General features: G+C 69.6%; 23 protein-coding genes. 10 read left to right on the forward strand and 13 right to left on the reverse strand.

Going from position 1 to position 17,390, the window contains the following annotated elements:
• Positions 1 to 12: 12 nt before the first annotated feature.
• From FMM06_RS17305 to FMM06_RS15745, 3 genes are read right to left on the reverse strand one after another with little or no spacing between them, the layout of a single operon-like run.
• The gene (locus FMM06_RS17305) at positions 13 to 1,590 is read right to left on the reverse strand and encodes an NTP transferase domain-containing protein (protein ID WP_144335265.1); all 1,578 of its coding nucleotides are present in this window, start codon (positions 1,588 to 1,590) and stop codon (positions 13 to 15) included.
• Complete coding sequence (locus FMM06_RS15740; RefSeq protein WP_144335266.1) at positions 1,587 to 2,561, reverse strand: XdhC family protein; 975 nt, start codon at positions 2,559 to 2,561, stop codon at positions 1,587 to 1,589. Before FMM06_RS15740 ends, FMM06_RS17305 begins: the two co-directional genes overlap by 4 nt.
• Positions 2,504 to 3,103, reverse strand: a complete 600-nt coding sequence (locus tag FMM06_RS15745) for a CoxG family protein (protein WP_144335267.1) — start codon at positions 3,101 to 3,103, stop codon at positions 2,504 to 2,506. Before FMM06_RS15745 ends, FMM06_RS15740 begins: the two co-directional genes overlap by 58 nt.
• 224 nt (positions 3,104 to 3,327) lie before the next feature.
• Here FMM06_RS15745 and FMM06_RS15750 point away from each other — a divergent pair, with 224 nt between their 5' ends.
• From FMM06_RS15750 to FMM06_RS15760, 3 genes are all read left to right on the forward strand, one after another.
• Positions 3,328 to 3,924: a cold-shock protein gene (locus FMM06_RS15750; protein ID WP_144335268.1), complete on the forward strand. Its 597-nt coding sequence runs from the start codon at positions 3,328 to 3,330 to the stop codon at positions 3,922 to 3,924.
• Positions 3,921 to 4,382 carry a DUF192 domain-containing protein gene (locus FMM06_RS15755; RefSeq protein WP_235889347.1) on the forward strand — a complete coding sequence of 154 codons (462 nt, stop codon included), beginning with the start codon at positions 3,921 to 3,923 and terminating at the stop codon, positions 4,380 to 4,382. Before FMM06_RS15750 ends, FMM06_RS15755 begins: the two co-directional genes overlap by 4 nt.
• A gap of 67 nt (positions 4,383 to 4,449) precedes the next feature.
• Entirely contained in the window at positions 4,450 to 5,220 is a 771-nt protein-coding gene (locus FMM06_RS15760; protein ID WP_144335269.1) for a tetratricopeptide repeat protein, read from the forward strand.
• Here the strand turns inward: FMM06_RS15760 and FMM06_RS15765 are convergent.
• On the reverse strand, positions 5,192 to 5,350 hold the full coding sequence (locus tag FMM06_RS15765; RefSeq protein ID WP_144335270.1) for a YdcH family protein: 159 nt from the start codon (positions 5,348 to 5,350) through the stop codon (positions 5,192 to 5,194). The two genes, FMM06_RS15760 and FMM06_RS15765, sit on opposite strands and share 29 nt — an antisense overlap.
• A gap of 183 nt (positions 5,351 to 5,533) precedes the next feature.
• Between FMM06_RS15765 and FMM06_RS15770 the strand changes: the two genes are divergently transcribed.
• From FMM06_RS15770 to FMM06_RS15780, 3 genes are all read left to right on the forward strand, one after another.
• Positions 5,534 to 5,731 (forward strand): YdcH family protein, encoded by a 198-nt coding sequence (locus tag FMM06_RS15770; RefSeq protein ID WP_144335271.1) that lies wholly within the window; start codon positions 5,534 to 5,536, stop codon positions 5,729 to 5,731.
• 7 nt (positions 5,732 to 5,738) lie between these two features.
• Positions 5,739 to 6,260, forward strand: a complete 522-nt coding sequence (locus FMM06_RS15775) for a hypothetical protein (RefSeq protein ID WP_144335272.1) — start codon at positions 5,739 to 5,741, stop codon at positions 6,258 to 6,260.
• Positions 6,261 to 6,323: 63 nt separating this feature from the next.
• The gene (locus FMM06_RS15780; RefSeq protein WP_144335273.1) at positions 6,324 to 6,890 is read left to right on the forward strand and encodes a tetratricopeptide repeat protein; all 567 of its coding nucleotides are present in this window, start codon (positions 6,324 to 6,326) and stop codon (positions 6,888 to 6,890) included.
• Positions 6,891 to 6,936: 46 nt separating this feature from the next.
• Here the strand turns inward: FMM06_RS15780 and FMM06_RS15785 are convergent, their stop codons facing one another.
• Positions 6,937 to 7,419: an Hsp20 family protein gene (locus FMM06_RS15785; RefSeq protein ID WP_144335274.1), complete on the reverse strand. Its 483-nt coding sequence runs from the start codon at positions 7,417 to 7,419 to the stop codon at positions 6,937 to 6,939.
• A 100-nt stretch (positions 7,420 to 7,519) separates the two neighbouring features.
• On the opposite strand from FMM06_RS15785, the gene FMM06_RS15790 reads away from it, so the two are divergent.
• Positions 7,520 to 7,858 (forward strand): hypothetical protein, encoded by a 339-nt coding sequence (locus FMM06_RS15790; RefSeq protein WP_144335275.1) that lies wholly within the window; start codon positions 7,520 to 7,522, stop codon positions 7,856 to 7,858.
• Positions 7,855 to 8,265, forward strand: coding sequence for a VOC family protein (locus tag FMM06_RS15795; RefSeq protein ID WP_144335276.1), 411 nt, complete (start codon positions 7,855 to 7,857; stop codon positions 8,263 to 8,265). The genes FMM06_RS15790 and FMM06_RS15795 overlap by 4 nt, the downstream gene beginning before the upstream one ends.
• Positions 8,266 to 8,274: 9 nt before the next feature.
• On the opposite strand, the gene FMM06_RS15800 is transcribed toward FMM06_RS15795, so the two are convergent.
• Complete coding sequence (locus tag FMM06_RS15800; RefSeq protein ID WP_235889377.1) at positions 8,275 to 9,480, reverse strand: argininosuccinate synthase; 1,206 nt, start codon at positions 9,478 to 9,480, stop codon at positions 8,275 to 8,277.
• Between the two features lie 151 nt (positions 9,481 to 9,631).
• Between FMM06_RS15800 and FMM06_RS15805 the strand changes: the two genes are divergently transcribed.
• Complete coding sequence (locus FMM06_RS15805) at positions 9,632 to 9,970, forward strand: four-helix bundle copper-binding protein (RefSeq protein ID WP_144335278.1); 339 nt, start codon at positions 9,632 to 9,634, stop codon at positions 9,968 to 9,970.
• Between the two features lie 33 nt (positions 9,971 to 10,003).
• Here the strand turns inward: FMM06_RS15805 and FMM06_RS15810 are convergent, their stop codons facing one another.
• The 5 genes from FMM06_RS15810 to rlmN are packed head-to-tail and all read right to left on the reverse strand — an operon-like array spanning position 10,004 to position 15,413.
• On the reverse strand, positions 10,004 to 10,300 hold the full coding sequence (locus FMM06_RS15810; RefSeq protein WP_144335279.1) for a TFIIB-type zinc ribbon-containing protein: 297 nt from the start codon (positions 10,298 to 10,300) through the stop codon (positions 10,004 to 10,006).
• Positions 10,300 to 11,166 (reverse strand): phytanoyl-CoA dioxygenase family protein, encoded by an 867-nt coding sequence (locus tag FMM06_RS15815; RefSeq protein WP_144335280.1) that lies wholly within the window; start codon positions 11,164 to 11,166, stop codon positions 10,300 to 10,302. Before FMM06_RS15815 ends, FMM06_RS15810 begins: the two co-directional genes overlap by 1 nt.
• Complete coding sequence (locus tag FMM06_RS15820) at positions 11,163 to 12,923, reverse strand: M14 family metallopeptidase (protein ID WP_144335281.1); 1,761 nt, start codon at positions 12,921 to 12,923, stop codon at positions 11,163 to 11,165. Before FMM06_RS15820 ends, FMM06_RS15815 begins: the two co-directional genes overlap by 4 nt.
• A 34-nt stretch (positions 12,924 to 12,957) precedes the next feature.
• Complete coding sequence (locus tag FMM06_RS15825; RefSeq protein ID WP_144335282.1) at positions 12,958 to 14,178, reverse strand: SAM-dependent methyltransferase; 1,221 nt, start codon at positions 14,176 to 14,178, stop codon at positions 12,958 to 12,960.
• Positions 14,179 to 14,210: 32 nt separating this feature from the next.
• Positions 14,211 to 15,413: a 23S rRNA (adenine(2503)-C(2))-methyltransferase RlmN gene (gene rlmN / locus FMM06_RS15830; RefSeq protein ID WP_144335283.1), complete on the reverse strand. Its 1,203-nt coding sequence runs from the start codon at positions 15,411 to 15,413 to the stop codon at positions 14,211 to 14,213.
• Positions 15,414 to 15,527: 114 nt separating this feature from the next.
• Here rlmN and FMM06_RS15835 point away from each other — a divergent pair, with 114 nt between their 5' ends.
• Complete coding sequence (locus tag FMM06_RS15835; protein WP_144335284.1) at positions 15,528 to 15,911, forward strand: VOC family protein; 384 nt, start codon at positions 15,528 to 15,530, stop codon at positions 15,909 to 15,911.
• A gap of 3 nt (positions 15,912 to 15,914) precedes the next feature.
• On the opposite strand, the gene FMM06_RS15840 is transcribed toward FMM06_RS15835, so the two are convergent.
• Together FMM06_RS15840 and FMM06_RS15845 are read right to left on the reverse strand one after the other, a co-directional pair.
• A complete protein-coding gene (locus tag FMM06_RS15840; RefSeq protein ID WP_144335285.1) occupies positions 15,915 to 16,697 on the reverse strand; it encodes a hypothetical protein in 783 nt (260 codons plus the stop codon).
• Between the two features lie 61 nt (positions 16,698 to 16,758).
• Positions 16,759 to 17,382 (reverse strand): histidine phosphatase family protein, encoded by a 624-nt coding sequence (locus tag FMM06_RS15845; protein ID WP_144335286.1) that lies wholly within the window; start codon positions 17,380 to 17,382, stop codon positions 16,759 to 16,761.
• Positions 17,383 to 17,390 lie beyond the last annotated feature (8 nt).

Here is a 17,390-nt window from a genome sequence, read left to right on the forward strand (position 1 = left end):
GGTTAACCTAGATCAAGTCTGGCGCAGCGTTTCAAGGGCTTCGGGTGTGTCGACGTCGATCAGCACGCCGTCGCTGTCGGCGGCGACTTCGACGACACGATCGGCGTGTTCGGACAGCAACGCCTTGCCGCCGACGTCGCCGCTCAGGCCGCGCAGGGCGCCGAAATGCGCGCGGCCCCACAGCACGGGGTTGCCGCGCTTGCCCGCCCGGACGGGCACGACGATCGTGGCGTCGTCCGTCGCTGCCGCCGCTAATGCACGCAGGATCGTGGGGGTGACGCGGGGCATGTCGCCGAGCAGCACGAGCGCGGCGCGCCACTCGGGGGGCACCGCGGCGAGCCCGGCGCGCAGCGATGCCGACAGGCCGTCGGCGAAGTCGGGGGCGGTGACGATCTCGACCGCCTGGCCGTCGAGTGCGGCGCGCACCGTCTCGGCACGGTCGCCGACGACGACGATCGGGCGCGGCAGGCCAGCCGCAGCGACCGCCTCGACGACGTGCGCGACGACCGCGCGGCCGTGCAGGTCGGCGACGAGCTTGCTGGGTCCGCCCATGCGGGTCGAGCGCCCGGCGGCGAGGATGATCGCCCCGACGACGCCCGCCGCACCGGTCGCGGCGCGCGGCTGCGGCCGCTCGGCCTCGGGCAAAAGGCCGCCGACGCCCATGTTGGCGATGTCGGCGCTGGTCACGCTCAGCCCGGCGACGAGGCGCTCGAGCACCCAGTCGAAGCCGTTGCGCTTGGGGCTGCGCGCGCAGCCGGGCAGGCCGATGACCATGCGTCCGCCGATTCGCCCGAGGCACAGCAGATTGCCCGGATCGACGGGCATGCCGAGCCTCTCGACGATGCCGCCCGCCGCGACGATGGCGGCCGGGATCACGTCGCGCCGGTCGACCGTCGCCGATGCGCCGGTGACGAGGGTGATCGCGGCGCCGGTCGGCTGCGCCAGACGCTCGGCCAGTGCCTCGATATCGTGCGCGCAAGTCTCGCTGCGCCCCGCGACCGCTCCGATTGCGGCGAGGCGGGCGCGCGTTACGGCGTCGGTCTTCGCCTGCGCCTTGGCGGATTGTCCGGACAACTCGGTCTGGATCAGGTCAACCGTGACGGCGCGGAATGCCGCGACGCGCAGCGGCACCGCACACGCCACTGCCGCCGCCAGAGTGTCGCCGCTTACCGCGTAGGGGATGATCTTGACCGTAGCGACGATCTCGCCCGCCGCGACGCGGGCATAAGGGGCGAGCGTGCCCAAAGTCAGCCCCTCGTCGACGGCGTTCAGGGCATCGACGGCGCGGGCGTCGACGATCAGCAGCCCGGCCGTGGCTGCCGCAAGATTGACCCGGCCGTGCGCGGGCGGCAGCGCGACGACCCCCTCTCCCGCCAGCGCCGTGCCCAGCCGTGCGGCGGCATCGGCCTCGGCGACATCGCCGTCGTCCAGACGCGCGACGGTCAGCGTATTTAGCCCCGCGTCATGGGCCGCGGCGATGTCCCCGGCGGACAGGCGGCGGCCCTTGCTCCAGCGGGTACCACCGACCGACTGGCCGTGTGCGAGCAGCGCGCCTTCGGCGTCGCGCAATGCGACGCTCGCAAAGATCATGCGGGCGCGCGCACGCGCCACGCCGCGACCATCTGCGCGGCGACCGACAACGCGATCTCGGCGGGCCCGCGTGCGCCGATGGCGAGGCCCGCAGGGCCGTGGATGCGCGCCAGCGCGGCGCCGTCGAACCCCTGCGCCCGCAGTCGCTCGAGCCGCCCGGCGTGGTTCTTCCGGCTGCCGAGCGCGGCAATATAGAAGGCGTCCGAGCGCAGCGCGGCGGCCAGCGCGACATCGTCGAGCTTGGGGTCGTGGGTCAGCGCGACCACCGCGCTCGCGGCGTTGGGCTTCCACTCGGCCAGCGCCTCGTCGGGCCAGCGCTCGTCGACTGCTGCGTCGAAGCGTGGCCCCGCGGCGAATGCCCCGCGCGGATCGATGACGGTCGCGTCGAAGCCGATCAGCGCCGCCATCGGCACGAGGGTCTGCGCGATATGCACTGCGCCGATGATCGCGAGGCGCAGGTTGGGCGAATAGACGCGGATGAACGCGCCGGTGTCGCCCTCGCGCGTGACACCGGTGGCAAGGTCGGTCGCCAGCGTCAGCGTGGCGCCTCCGTCGCGTGCCTGAACCAGCGCGTCGAGCAGCGCGGGCGGAAACGCCCCCTCGGCCACCGCCTGCACGAACACCGCGATACGCCCGCCGCACGCCAGCCCGACTTCCCAAGCGCGCGCGTCGGCGACGCCGTAGTCGAGCCGCTCCCAGCCGCCGCGCGCGATGACGTCCTGCGCCGCGACGATGACGTCGCCCTCGACGCAGCCGCCGCTGACCGACCCTTCGAACAGCCCGTCGTCGCGGATGACGAGGTGCGCGCCCGCAGCCTGCGGGGCCGAGCCCCAGGTCTCGATGACCGTGGCGATTGCGACGCCGTGGCCCGCCGCCAGCCAGGTCCGCGCGGCATCGATCGCGCGCGCGTCGTTCACGTCAGCTGCCACGCCAGCAATGCGAGGACGCCGAGGATCAGCGCGCCGCCCCATACCAGCGGCGGGATGCCGCCCGCGGCCGGGGCTTCGGCCGGAGTCTCGACCGGGGCCGCCGCCTCGACGACGGGTTCCTCGACCGCCACAGGCCCCTCGACGATCGCCTTGAAGCGTTCGAAGAAGGTCGCGGCATAGCCCTTCGCGGCGCCTTCGATGAGCCGGCTGCCGAGTTGCGCGAGCTTGCCGCCGACGCTCGACGTGACCGCATAGCGCAGCCGGGTCGCGTCGCCCTCCTCGTCGAGCACGACTTCGGCCTGGCCCTTGGCAAAGCCCGCGACACCACCCTTGCCCTCGCCGACCAGCACGTACCGGTGCGGCGGATCGAGCTCGGTCAGTGCCACCGATCCGGCGAAGGTGGCGCGCACCGGGCCGACGCGCGCGTTCATCTTGCCGTCGAAGCGCGGGGTCCCGTCGTCGCCCGTGCTTCGGGTCAGCGACTCGACGCCGTCGATGCAGCGCGCCAGCACGGTCTCGTCGTTGAGCGCCGCCCAGACCGCGGCGCGCGGCGCGGCGATCAGACTTTCCCCGGTCAATTCCATAACTTGCTCTTTACCCGCACGGTCAATCCTATGGTTCGCACCGCTTATTCGGCACGAATAGAACCCGCGCACACCCGCTTGCAACAACATGGTTTCGTATCAGCACTATTCTATGTTATTCGTTCAGCTTGGCCGGGGCAGGTTGCGTGGGGGGCCGTGTGACCGAAATCGAGTTGGCGACGAGTGATACTTTGAGCGACGGGGGATTCAGCGCGGTTGACGGCATGGCGGAACTCGCCGTGTCCGAACCCGACGTCCGCGTACGCGGCGTCGTGAAGTGGTTCGACGCCGTGCGCGGCTATGGTTTCGTCGTGCCCGACGATGCCAGCGGTGACATCCTCGTCCATTTTACCGTGGTGCGCGAGATCGGGCGGCGGACCCTGCCCGAGGGCGCGACGCTGACCTGCGTGGTGATGAAGCGCGAGCGCGGCCGCCAGGCGCGCGCCATCCTCGATCTCGACCTGTCGACCGCGATCGGCCCCGATCCCGAGACGGCGGTGCAGCGCTCGGCGGGCCGCGTCGACCCCGCCGCGCTCCTGTCGCGCGCCGGCGACCCGGAGCCGGTCGTGGTGAAATGGTTCAACCGGTTGAAGGGCTATGGATTTGTCGTGCGCGAAGGCGGCGACCAGGATATCTTCGTCCATATGGAAACCGTTCGCCGCGCCGGCCTTCTCGAACTCATCCCCGGTCAATTGCTGTCGGCGCGCATCGCGCCCGGCGACAAGGGGCCGCTCGCGGTCCAGCTCGACCCGCGCGTCTCCGACGACGAGGGGCATGACGGCGTCGGCACCAGCCTCGACTGGCTCGGCGACCGCGCTTGAAGGCTTTCATCGCGGCGTTGCTGCTGATCGCCGCAGCGCCGGGTCCGCTCGCGGCGCAGGCGATCGTCAGCGCGCAACCGACGCTCCGCACCATCCCGCTGCGCCTGGTGACCGCGGCGCGCACCTATCGCCTGCGCGTCGAGGTCGCCGCGACCCCGCGCGAGCAGCAGATCGGCATGATGTTCCGCACGCAATTGCCGCGCGGCAAGGGCATGCTGTTCCCCTTCGCCTCGCCGCGTCGGCTGAGCTTCTGGATGGAGAACACCGTCATCCCGCTCGACCTGGTGTTCGTCAGCGCGGACGGACGAATCGTCAACGTCGCCGCCAATGCCAAGCCCTATTCGCAGGACCTGATCCCGTCGCAGGGTCCCGCCGTCGCGGTGCTGGAGCTCGCGGGCGGCGAGGCGGCGCGCATGGGCCTGCGCCCCGGCGACCGGGTCGAATACACGCTGCCGTGACGCGTCTGTGCGCCGGGGCCGTGACGCGCTCACGCCGGGTTCAGGGGCCGCGGTCCACGCGGCGCGCATGATCCTCGCTGCCCTGCTGCTCGCCGCCGCTACCCCTGCGCCGCCGCAAGACCCGCGCGATGCCGAGCGCTACAGCGCCTGCCTCGCGACCGCCGGGGCCGAACCCGCGGTCGCGGTGACCGAGGCGGCGCGCTGGCGCGGTGCGGGCGGCGGCGTGCCGGCGCGGCACTGCCTGGCGCTCGCCTATCTCGCGCAGAAGCAGTTCGCCGGCGCAGCGCTCGAACTCGCCGGTGCGGCGCGCGAGGCGGAGGTTGCGCGGAGCCCGCTTGCCGTCGATCTTTGGGGTCAGGCCGGGGTTGCCGCACTCGCGGGTGGCGACGCCGCGAACGCGGTCACCTACCTGACCAGCGGCATCGCGATCGCCAGCGCGCCGGTGGCACGCGCTGCACTGCTCACCGACCGGGCGCGCGCGCTGGTCGAGCAGAAGCGGCTGGCCGAGGCGCGCACCGACCTCGATGCTGCTACGCGACTCGACGCGACCGTCGCCGATACCTGGCTGTTGCGCGCCACGCTGGCGCGGCGGACGGGCGACCTGAAGACCGCCGAGGCGAGCCTCGTCGAGGCCGCTCAGCTCGCGCCGGCAGATGCCGACGTCAGGCTGGAGGCCGGCAACATCGCTGCCGCACAGGGCCGCACCGATCTCGCGCGCGCCGCATGGAACGCGGTGATCGCCTCGGCACCGGGAACACCGGCGGCGTTGGCGGCACAGGCCGCGATCGTCGCCGCCGGTACGCCGACGCCTAGTGCAGGCGCTCCATCTCTTCCTTGAGGCGGAGCTTCTCGCGCTTCAGTTCGGCGAGGCGGACGGTGTCGGGCAACGGGCGCTGACCCTCGCGCGCCAGCGACGCTTCGAGCTGCGCGTGGCGAGCGGCGAGCGTGACGAGGTGCGCGTTGGACATGGGCTGCATCCCTTGGCTGTTGTGGTCCGGGATGAACGAGGAAAACACATGGCCGTTGCCTTGTCGCGCGCTAATTTGGCACGGTTCGGCGAAGCGCAGCTTTGCGCCGCCAAGTCGCTGTAACGGCGGACGACGGCGGGGCGGCGTGTTACACGGGTTACGGGAACGGCACGGGGGCAAGGCGTGGAAGAAGCCGAACTGCGCGCGCGACTCGAAGCGCTGACGCACGAGCATCGCGATCTCGACGCCGCGATCGATGCGCTGCGTGGGCTTGCGGGGCACGACCAGATCCAGCTCGCGCGTCTCAAGAAGCGGAAATTGCGCCTGCGCGACGAGATCGCCGTCGTGCAGGATTACCTGATCCCCGACATCATCGCCTGAGGTCCGCATGCTCGCACTGCTCGCCGCCGTCACGCTGGCCGCCACGACACCGACCGCCGCGCAGCTCCAGGCGGGCCTTGCCGGTCGGTGGACCGGCGCGCTGGGCTACCGCGACTATCAGACCAACAAACTGGAAGAGATTCCCGTCGCCACCGAGTTCCGCACTGTCGGCGACGGCGTGACGCTGATCGGCGTGTCGACCTATGACGACGGGCCGCGCGTCGGGTCGGTCTATATCACCAGCGTCCAGCTGTTCGCGGGCGACAGCGCGACGACCGCAACGTCGCGCAAGGGGCGCGCGATGGAGCTGGCGACCGACAAGGTCGCGGTGACGCGCTACGTCGACGCGACGCACTGGACGATCGTCGCCAGCCGCGACGGCACCGACGACGACAATCCGGCGAAGCTGCGCACCACCGAGACGCGCGACGGCGACAGCCTGCTCAGCATCAAGGAGGTGCTGCCCGCGAGCGCCACCGACGGCAAATACGTCTATCGCAACCAGCGCCGCCTGACGCGGGTGCGCTGAGGCGGCACTGCCCGGCGCTTCCGGATTCTGCTATACCGGACCCAGCGATATGGGGAGGTGGGTATGAATCGATTGATGCTGGCCGCGCTCTTGGCGGCAACGGTTCCGGCGGCGGCGAGCGCGGCGGTCTCGGTCATCGGCGGCGGGCTGGGTCGCGACTGCTACCTTGCGGCCGAAGCGGCGCGCGGGGCGCGCGACGGGCTCGACAGCTGCAACCGGGCGCTTGCCGACGAGGCGCTGTCGATCGGTGACCGCGCCGCGACCCTGGTCAACCGCGGTATCGTCAAGATGCAGGCGAAGGACCTGAGCGCCGCGATCGAGGATTTCGACGTCGCGATCCGCACCCGCCCGGGGACGGCGGAGGCCTATATCAACAAGGGGATCGCGCTGATCCATCTCGGCGGGCGCGACCGTGATGCGGTCGAACTGCTGACGCTCGGCCTCGCCAAGAAACCGACGCGGCCCGAGGTCGCCTATTATGTGCGCGGCATCGCCAACGAGCAGCTCGGCGCGACCCGCGAGGCGTATGAGGATTATGCGCGCGCCGCGAGCCTGAAGCCCGACTGGGCCGAGCCTGCCGAGCAGCTGTCGCGCTTCTCGGTAGTGCGCAAGGCGACGGCGGGCATCTGACGGAAAAAGCGCCCCCTCCCGGTCATGGGAGGGGGCGCGTCAGCGCTTACTCGGCGGCGAGGCGCGTCGCCTCGAGCACCGGCGTGTTCGCCGCGGCGAGCGGCGTGCCGATCTCGACCTTGCGCGGCTTCTTGTGCTCGGGGATCTCGCGCACCAGCTCGACGGTCAGCAGGCCGTTCTCGAAGCCCGCGCCGGTCACCTTGATGGTGTCGGCGAGCTGGAAGCGGCGCTCGAACCCGCGCTTGGCGATACCGCGGTGCAGGAAGGTGCGCTCACCGGCGTCGGCGTCGGCATCGGCCTTGCCGGTGACGATCAGCGTGTTCTCCTGAACCGTCAGGTCGAGCTCGTGCGCCGCAAAGCCCGCGACTGCCATCGCGATGCGATAGGCGCCGTCGCTGACTTTCTCGATATTATACGGCGGGAAGCCCGAGTCGCCGTTGTCGCCGCGCGCGGCGAATTCGACGAGGCGGTTGAGGTTCTCGTAGCCGATCGAGGACCGGAGGAGGGGGGAAATGTCGAAAGTCCGCATGTCTTCATCCTTTTCGAAAGCGATGGTCGTTCGTCCCGCCCAGGGGGGCCGGGAACGTGACCGGCCCCTGACGGCAACCGGTCGACACGGAATCTAGGTGGTGGAAACCGGGCTTCAAGAGGCGCGGCTCGCCGAACTCCATACCCGCGCGCTGCGGCTGCGCGACGCCTGGTCTGCGGCCTGGTCGGGGCTCGTGCCGGTACCGGGCGATGCCCCGACGCGGGCGCATGCAGCCTTGGCTCGCCTGGCCGCCTCGACGCAGCTGATGGAGGCGATCTCGTGGCTGCTCGTCCGCCATGCCGGGGACGCGACGCCGACCCGTCGGCACGCCGGGGCCCATGCGCCGCGTGGCCTGACCGGCGAACGCGCGACGGTCGCCGCGGCGATCGATCGACTGTATGGCGAGATTCTCGCCCTCGACGCAGGACACGAAGCATGACCGCGCTGTTCCACCTCGCCTTTCCGGTCGACGACCTCGATGCGGCGCGCGCCTTCTACGGTGACGCGATGGGCTGCGCCGAGGGCCGCGCGTCGGACCGCTGGGTCGATTTCGATTTCCACGGCCACCAGATCACCGCGCACCTGACGCCGCGCGGTGCCGAGACGAGCAGCGAGGTCGACGCCCACGCCGTGCCGATCCCGCACTTCGGCCTGATACTGGACATGGCTGCATGGACCGCTCTGCGCGACCGCCTCGTCGCGGCGGGCACGAAGTTCGTCATCGAGCCTTACATCCGCTTCGCCGGCGAGATCGGCGAGCAGGCGACGATGTTCCTGCGCGATCCTTCCGGAAACGCGCTCGAGTTCAAGGCATTCGGCGACCGCTCGGCGGTGTTCGCGCACTGACCTCCCGCGCTAGAGGTCGCGCCGCCCCAGCAGGCGCAGGCGCAGCGCGTTGAGCTTGATGAAGCCCTCCGCATCGCGCTGATCGTACGCGCCGGCGTCATCCTCGAAGGTCACGATGCCCGGTGAGTAGAGCGAGTAGGGCGACTTGCGCCCGACCACCGCCGCCACGCCCTTGTAGAGCTTGAGGCGCACCGTGCCGGTCACCTTCTTCTGGCTGTGGTCGATCGCCGCCTGCAGCATCTCGCGCTCGGGCGAGAACCAGAAGCCGTTGTAGATCAGGCCCGCGTACTTGGGGCCCAGCTCGTCCTTCAGGTGCATCGCGCCGCGGTCGAGGGTGATCTGCTCGATGCCGCGGTGGGCGATGTGCAGGATGGTGCCGCCCGGCGTCTCGTACATGCCGCGCGACTTCATGCCGACGAAGCGGTTCTCGACGAGGTCGAGGCGGCCGATGCCGTGCGTCTTGCCGAGGTCGTTGAGGCGCGCCAGCAGCGACGCAGGCGACAGCGCCTCGCCGTCGACCGCGACGGGATCGCCGCCCTCGAAGTCGACCGTGATGTACTGCGGCGTGTTCGGCGCGTCCTCGGGGTTGTCGGTGCGCGAATAGACATAGTCGGGCACCTCGTTCCACGGATCCTCGAGCACCTTGCCCTCCGAGCTCGTGTGCAGGATGTTGGCATCGGTCGAGAACGGCGACTCGCCACGCTTGTCGCGCGGGATCGGAATCTGGTGATCTTCGGCGAAGGCGATCAGCGCCTCGCGGCTGGTCAGGTCCCACTCGCGCCACGGCGCGATGATGCGGATGTCGGGGTTGAGGGCGTAATAGCCGAGCTCGAAGCGCACTTGGTCGTTGCCTTTGCCAGTCGCGCCGTGGCTGACCGCGTCGGCGTTCAGAGTCCGGGCGATCTCGATCTGGCGCTTGGCGATCAGCGGCCGCGCGATCGACGTGCCGAGCAGGTACTGGCCCTCGTACAGCGCGTTGGCGCGCATCATCGGGAAGACGTAATCGCGGACGAATTCCTCGCGCAGGTCCTCGATGAAGATATGCTCGGGGCGGACGCCCATCAGCTCGGCCTTGTGCCGTGCCGGCCCCAGCTCCTCGCCCTGGCCCAGATCGGCGGTGAAGGTCACCACCTCGCATTTATAGGTCTGCTGGAGCCATTTCAGGATCACCGACGTGTCGAGGCCGCCCGAAAAGGCGAGCACGACGCGGCGCACGCGGCCGGGCTCCTCGCTGTCGTGGGGGAATTTCTTGACGTCCTGCGACACTGGTCTGGGCCCTTTCGAAGCGCGCGCACCATAGCGGCGAGCGGCTCCGTTGCAACGATTGCGGATTTGTGACGTTGTGCAGTGCAGCATGGAGACTCAGATGGAGCCGCTCGACCCGCGCATTCAGGCCTGCATCGAGGCGTGCAACCGCTGCCACGGCAGTTGCCTGGCGATGGCATTCAATCATTGCCTCGACCAGGGCGGCGACCATGTCGCGCCGCCGCACTTTCGCCTGATGGCCGATTGCGCGCAGATTTGCGCGACGGCTGCCGACTTCATGCTGCGCTCGTCGGTGCATCACGCGGCGATCTGCGCAGCCTGCGCCGATGTCTGCGACGCCTGCGCTGACAGCTGCGAAGGTCTCGACGGCATGGAGGACTGCGTGGCCGCGTGCCGGGCGTGCGCGGAAAGCTGCCGCGCGATGGCCCTGCCGCACTGATCAGGCAGGTCTTGCGCCGACCGCCGCGCCGCGTCAGTCGAACATGTCGAACAGGCTGCGCTTCTTCTTGCGGCGGTAATCGTCGTCGTAATCCCAGTCGCGCCGCCCCTCGGGCCGGTACTGCGGACGGTTGTCGTACGGCTGCTGGTGCTGCTGCGGTGGCGGCGGCGGGCGCTGGCCGGCGTCGTCGGTCGCGACCGCGAGCAGCTTCTCCAGCTCGCCGCGGTCGAGCCAGACACCGCGGCACGTCGGGCAGATGTCGAACTCGACGCCCGACCGCTGGACGGTCTGCATCGCGCCATTGTCGTTGGGACAGAGCAGCAGGGGCATCAGAGATCTCCTTGGGCGTAGGGGGTCACGTCCATCGCGGGATAGCGTGCCTGAACCCCCGCGAGCGTCTCCGGGGTCCAGTAATCGTCGCCGGGCGGCGGAAAGCCGAACAGGTCGCGCTCGCGCACCGTCATCGCGGCGAGCGCCTCGCTCCAGCCGGGGCGGATCGCTTGGTCGGGCCACGCCATCTTGCCCGTCCAGCGCTGCCCGCGCCGCTTGAAATCGGTCATGATGATGAAGCGCGACGCATCCGCGGCCTCGAAGTTGGCGCCGCGATGGAAGACGTGGGTCTGGTACAGAATCAGCGTGCCCGCGGTGCCGGTCAACGCGACCTCGTGCTCGCGCAGCGCGTCGCCGGTCAGGTTGCGCGGGCTCAGGGGGATGTCGTGCGTGTGCTCGAGCGGCACCGCGCGCGTCGCGCCATCGGCCTCGCTAACGTCGGACAGCAGCATGATCGTCGTCAACTGCGGCCGGTCGAGGCGCGGTACGACGAGCGTGTGGTTGCCGTAGTCGCGGTGGTGCGGCTGGTCGTAGTCGATGGCACCGGCGTATTTCGCCCACAGCTCGACCTTGTAGAGGTCGATGTCCTCGCCCCCCAGGAAGCGCTCGGCGGCGTCGACGAGACCGGGCAGCACGGGCAGGCAGTCGAGCGCCGGGTTGTCGTAGGGGAACAGGCGGATCCCGGCGAACTGGCTCTTGCCGAACTTCGGATGCGCCTCGGGGTCGGCGAAATAATCGGCGGGGCGCGGGAAGATCGTCCACAGCGCCTCCTGCGCGGCGTGGAGCCGGTCGGCGGGGATGAAGTCGGGCACCATCGCGAAGCCGCGCGTGCGCACCTCGTCGAGCGTCGCGTCGGAAACGATCATTCGCGGCCTACCGGATAGAGGAGATAGCGGTCGTCGTAGTAGGGCGTGCGCGCATAGAACCACGCCAGCCGCGCGTCGCCGTCGGCGGCGAACTTCGGATCGGCGGCGAGCTTAGCGTCGAACTCGGTCTTGATCTTCGGGTCCTTAAGCATGGCGTCGGCTATCGGCGCGATCGCGTAGCCCTCGATATATTCGGTGCGCTGCAGGATGCCGGGGACGAGGCCCCAGGCGAGCGCGCCGTCCGGGCTCTCGGCCTCGAGCCACAGCGCCGCGAGCGCCGCCAGCGGCTGGTCGGCGGGCACCCGCACCGAGCCCGCAGGCCAGACCTCGCGCCGCCGCTCGCGGGTGACGCCCGTCGTCAGCGGCACGCGGCCCTCGCTTGCCTTGCCGAGCTTGGGGTCGACGAGGCGCGCCATCTCGACGTCTTGCGCGCGCGCTTCGGTCAGCGTCTCGAACTGCACGCCGTGGATGCGCAGCCGCTCGATGATCTCGGGCGCGGTCGGCGGCACCCACCACGCGACGGGCAGGGTCGCGGTGATCGACGGCTCTTCTCCGAAGATCGCGACGCGCTCGTTCTGCGGCTTGCCCAGCCAGCGCACCTCGGCGCGCCCCGATGCGGGCGACTGGTAGCTGTCCTGCGCGATGCCCTTCCACTCCATCGTCGCGACGGGCTCGGTCCGGGGCCGCCACGCCAAAGTAGCCGACTTGGGCCGCGCCGCGCGGTCGCTCGCGATCGCCGCACGCACCCCGGCCGCATCGTCGCCGAGCAGCTTCAGCGCCGCCTCGACGAGGACATAGGTACCGAGCACGCGCTGGCGATAGGGCTTCAGGCTATGCGTCTCGATCAGCACCGACGGCATGCCGCGAAGGTCGCCATAGCCGTTCGAGAAGCGCGGCGTGGTCGCGTTGAAGAACACCCCTGCGGCGGGCCGCTTGGTGTCGATCAGGTCGACGTACAGGCCTGGGATATGCCCTGCCTTGGCCAGCGCGGCGTCGGTCGCGGGCTTGAAGCGGCTGTCGAGCCAGCGGCCGATCGCCGGCGAATAGGCGTACAGCCCATTCCAGCCGTTGTAGCTGATCGTCACGTCGTACTGCTCGTCGTGACCGTCGGTGACGTGCAGGTCGAGGTAGAGCGCGGGATCGTACTTGCGGATCAGCCCGATCATCGCGCGCATTTCGGGCGCGTCGGCCTTCAGGTAATCGCGGTTGAGGTTGAGGTTCTGCGCCGTGGTGCGCCAGCCCTGGTTCTCGGGCCCGCGCTGGTTGGGGCGGTTGAAGGGCCCGCTGCGCTCGTGCCCGTCGACGTTGAAGATCGGCACGAAGACCAGGTTCGCACGGTCGAGCAGACCCGCCTTGCCCTTGAGTGCGATATCGCGGAGCAGCATCAGCCCGGCATCCTTGCCGTCGATCTCGCCCGAATGGATGCCCCCCTGCGCGAGCAGCACGGGCTTTGCGGGGTCGAGCGTCGCGCCGTCCTTGCTGACGATCACCGCGAGCATGTCGCGCCCCTGCGGCGTCTTGCCGAACACCTCGACGCGGATCAGCGGCGACGCGGCGTCGAGCTTGTCGAGCCAGGCGCGGGTCTCGGCATAGGTCGGCGTGCGGCGGAAGCCTGCGGCCTCGGCGGGCGTGATCCACGGGTCCGACGGCTTGGCGATCAGCTTTTCGCTCGCCCCCCGCCACGGCAACTCGGGCGGCAGCGGCGCGGGTGCCGCGGCGATCAGGATCAGAGCGGCGGCGATGGCGGACAGTCTCATGCCCGCGACGCTAGCCGTGCGCTCGTCCCCGCGTCTAGAGCGCCCGGTACCGCGCCTCGGTCTCGGCGATGTAATCGCGCGTTAGCGGCAGGGCTGTGCGCTGGCGGGTCATCTGGATCTGCACGTTCATATGGCCGTCGTTGCGGAACGCCGCGGTTGCCGCCGCCAGATAGAACAGCCACATGCGGTAGAATTTCTCGTCGTACAGCGCGACGATCTCGCTCCTTTTCGCGACGCAGCGGCGGTACCATTCCTCGATGGTCAGCGCGTAATGCAGGCGCAGCACCTCGATGTCGGTGATCCACAGCCAAGATTTCTCGATGCGCGGCACGATCTGCGACAGCGCCGGGGCATAGCCGCCGGGGAAGATGTATTTCGCGGTGAACGGGTCGGTGGCACCGGGGCCGTCGGCGCGCGCGATGGTATGAAGCAGCGCGACGCCGTCGTCGGCGAGCAGGCTGTGCACCTTGTCGAAGAACACGCGGTACTGCGGCAGGCCAACGTGTTCGAACATGCCGACCGAGACGATGCGGTCGAACCGCCCGGTCAGCGCGCGATAGTCGATCAGCTCGAAATGGACATGGTCGCTGACACCGGTGTCCACGGCGCGCTGCCGCGCGACCTTGAGCTGCTCCTCCGACAGCGTGACACCGGTGACATCGGCGCCGGAGACGCGGTTCAGGTAAAGCGCCAGCCCGCCCCAGCCGCAGCCGATGTCGAGCACCTTCTGCCCGGGCCGCAAGTCGAGCTTGGCGGCGATGTGCGCCAGCTTGTCGGCCTGCGCCTGCTCGAGGCTGTTGCCGGGATCGGTGAAATAGGCGCAGCTGTATTGCCGGTCGGCATCGAGAAACAGGTCGTACAGCCGGTCGCTGAGATCGTAATGGTGCGCGACGTTCCGCTTCGACTTCGCCGCCTGGTTGAACTGACCCAGCCACCCCGCCAGCGCCGCCTGACGCCACAGCGCGAAGCGGACGGGATTGTCCTTCTCCCAGCGCACGTTCCACGTCACGAGGTTGACGACATCGTTGATGTCGCCGCGCTCGAGGATCATCCGGCCGTCGATGTACGCCTCGCCCGCACCCAGCGCGAGGTTGCGCGCGATGGCGTTGGCGGTCGCGGCGTCGGTGACGCGGAATGTCGCGGGGGGCACGCGGTCGGACGGTGCGCCGTAGCGATATTCGCGGCCCTTATGGTCGATGACGCACAGGTCGCCTTCGCGGATCATGTGCTTGAACAGGCGGTCGAGCAGGAACATCGCTGGGCTTTCGAAGGTCGGTCGTGCGGCGGTTACGCGGCCTCGACCCAACCCGCTTCCTTGGCGGCGGCGCGGCGGTCGAGCTCGGCGCGGCTGACCTTCTCGCTCGCCGACTTCAGCTGGCCGCACGCCGCCATGATGTCGCGGCCGCGCGGGCGGCGAACGGGTGCGGAGATGCCGCCGCGATAGACGATGTCGCTGAACGCCGCGACGCGCTCGGGGGTCGAGGTCTCATAGTCGCTGCCGGGCCAGGGGTTGAACGGGATCAGATTGACCTTGGCGGGCAGCTTGTACTTGCGGATCAGCCGGACGAGCTCGTGCGCCTCGGCGTCGCTGTCGTTCTTGTCCTTGAGCATCACATACTCGAAAGTGATCCGCCGCGCGTTGTTGGCGCCCGGATAGGCGGCGCAGGCCGACAGCAGCTCCTCGATCCCGTAGCGCTTGTTGATAGGCACGATCTCGTCGCGGATTTCCTTGGTGACCGCGTGCAGCGAGACCGCGAGGTTGACGCCGATCTCGGCCCCGGCACGCGCCATCATCGGCACGACGCCGCTGGTCGACAGAGTGATGCGGCGCTTCGACAGGCCCAGCCCGTCGCCGTCCATGACGATGGCGAGGGCGTCGCGAACGCTGTCGAAATTATACAGCGGCTCGCCCATGCCCATCATCACGATGTTGGTCAGCAGACGGCCCTCGCCGTTGGTCGGCCATTCGCCGAGCGCATCGCGTGCCAGCATGACCTGCCCGACGATTTCGGCCGGGGTCAGGTTGCGGACCAGCGCCATCGTGCCGGTCAGGCAGAAGCGGCAGTTGAGCGTGCAGCCGATCTGCGAGCTGACGCACAGGGTGCCCCGGTCGGCGTCGGGGATGAACACGCACTCGGCCTCGTTGCCGTCGTCGAAGCGCAGCAGCCATTTGCGCGTACCGTCGCTCGACACCTGCGCCTGCGTCACCTCGGGGCGGCCGACGACGAAATGCTCGGCGATCACCGCGCGCGCGTCCTTGGAGATATTGGCCATCGCGTCGATCTCGGCCGCGCCGCGATTATAGACCCAGTGCCAGATCTGGCTGGCGCGCAGCTTGGCGGCCTTGGCGTCGAGACCGGCACCTTCCAGCGCAGCGCGCAGCGCAGGGCGCGACAGCCCGACGATCGCCGTCTTGCCGTCGGCGCGAGCACTCGGGGCCCGCGGCACGGGCACGGGATCGATAAGGCCTGGAATCTGCACGCGCGGCATGTAGAGGCGGCACGCGGCGAAAGAAAGGCCGGTTGCAGATCGGGCCCGGCAACAATAGTCTGTGCCTCGACGACCGCGCCGGTACGGGCGACCCTTCAACCGGGAGCACCGCCGATGATGCTGAACCACGTCACCCTGCCCGCGCACGACTATGACGCAAGCCTTGCCTTCTACACCGCACTGGGCCTGACCCAGATCGTTGCGGCACCACCGCGCTATGCCCGGTTCGAGATGGACGGCGGCGCGACGCTGTCGTTCGAGGTCATCGAAGGTGGCCGCGCCGGCACTGCCGAAACCTACCTGCACTGCGAGGATGTCGACGCCGCCTATGCTGCGGCCCGGTCACGCGGCGTCGTGTTCGACTTCGCGCCGCGCGACGAAACCTATCTGTGGCGGCGCGGGGGGGTCACCGACCCGGCGGGAAACCTAATCATCCTGTATCATGCAGGGACTAATCAGCGCTTCCCGCCGTGGCGGCTCGATGGCCTGATGGCCTAGGCGTTAGCGCGGGCCGCGGTCACCGCGGTTGCGTCCGCCACCGTTGCCGCTCGACTGACGCATCTCGCGACGCTCGGTGCGGACTTCCTGGCGCTGCTCGCGAACCGCCTGACGCTGCTCGCGCACCGCCGAACGGTCGACCTGCACCGGGGCCACCGCCGCGGTGGGGGCAGCGACCTGGCCGATCGCCTGCCCGACGCTCACACCGGGACGACCCGGGCGATTGTCCTGGCGATACTCGCGGCGATCCTGACGCCGGTCGGCGCGGAAACCCTGGCGGTCCTGCGTCCGGTCCGCGCGATAGGCGTTCCGGTCCTGCGTGCGGTCGGCACGGAACTGCTCGCGGGTTACCTGCCCGTTATTGAGCGCAGCGCGGTCGTCGCGGCGCTCGCCACGGAAATCGCGGCGATCGTCACGGCGCTCGGCGGTATAGTTGCGGCGATCGCGCGCCCGCTCCTGCCAATAGCGCTGCTGGTTGCCGTCCCACTGGCGGCGCTTGCCGCCGCGGTCGTAGACGTAATAGCCGGTGCCCGGATAATAATAGTCGCCGAACCAGCCGAAGCCCGCGCCGGCATAGCCGAACGGGACCGAGCGATAGCCATAAGGGTCGCCATAGTAATTGTCGTAGCCGCCGCCGTATCCGACGCCGCCATAGCCGCCGTCGTAGTAACCGCCGTCGCTGGCGTAACCAACGCCACCGTAACCATAGCCGTCGGTTGTGCACGCGCCGAGCGCGAGGAGTGCGGCACCGGCCAGGCCGGCTCGAAGAATATTTGAACGCAACATCGTGATTCTCCCGTCAATGGGCGGGTTATGCAAGTGTTGTGTTGAACGCGCGGTGAACCCTTTAGGCCGCACGGGCGCCAGAAAAACCGCCGCCGAGGTGGAGCGCGGTTTGCGTGCCGTCGACGATCTCGAACACCGTGCCTTGCGGCGCGTCGTCGGCGAAGGCGACGCCCTCGAAATCATCGCCGCCCGCCAGCAGCCCGCGCAGGACGCGCAGCGTGATACCGTGGCTGATCACCAGCACGTCGCGCGCTCGGTCGAGGCCGGCGAGCCACGCCTCCAGCCGCGCCCGAATCGCCGGGTAATACTCGCCGTTCGGCGGCACGACGTTGAAGGCGCGCCGGTCCGGGCAGACGATCGGTCCGGTCTCGGCGACGATGTCGGCATAGCGCCGCCCCTGCCAGTCGCCGACGTCGATCTCGAGCAGGCGGTCGTCGGTGCGGATGTCGAAGAAGTCGATGCCCAGATGCTCGGCGACGATTGCCGAAGTCTGCAGCGTCCGCCCCGACGGCGACGCCCAGAAGTCGAGGTCGGGGCGCTGCCCCAGATGCTCGCGCAGGAACGTCCCCATCGCCTCGGCCTGCGCGATGCCGGCGCGGGTCAGCGGCGTGTGCGCCATATGCCCCTGCATGCGGGCTCCCGCATTATAGACGGTCTCGGCGTGGCGGGCGAGGATCAGGCGCATGGGCGTGC

The organism is Glacieibacterium frigidum (genome assembly GCF_007097155.1).
GTDB classification, from domain to species: domain Bacteria; phylum Pseudomonadota; class Alphaproteobacteria; order Sphingomonadales; family Sphingomonadaceae; genus Glacieibacterium; species Glacieibacterium frigidum.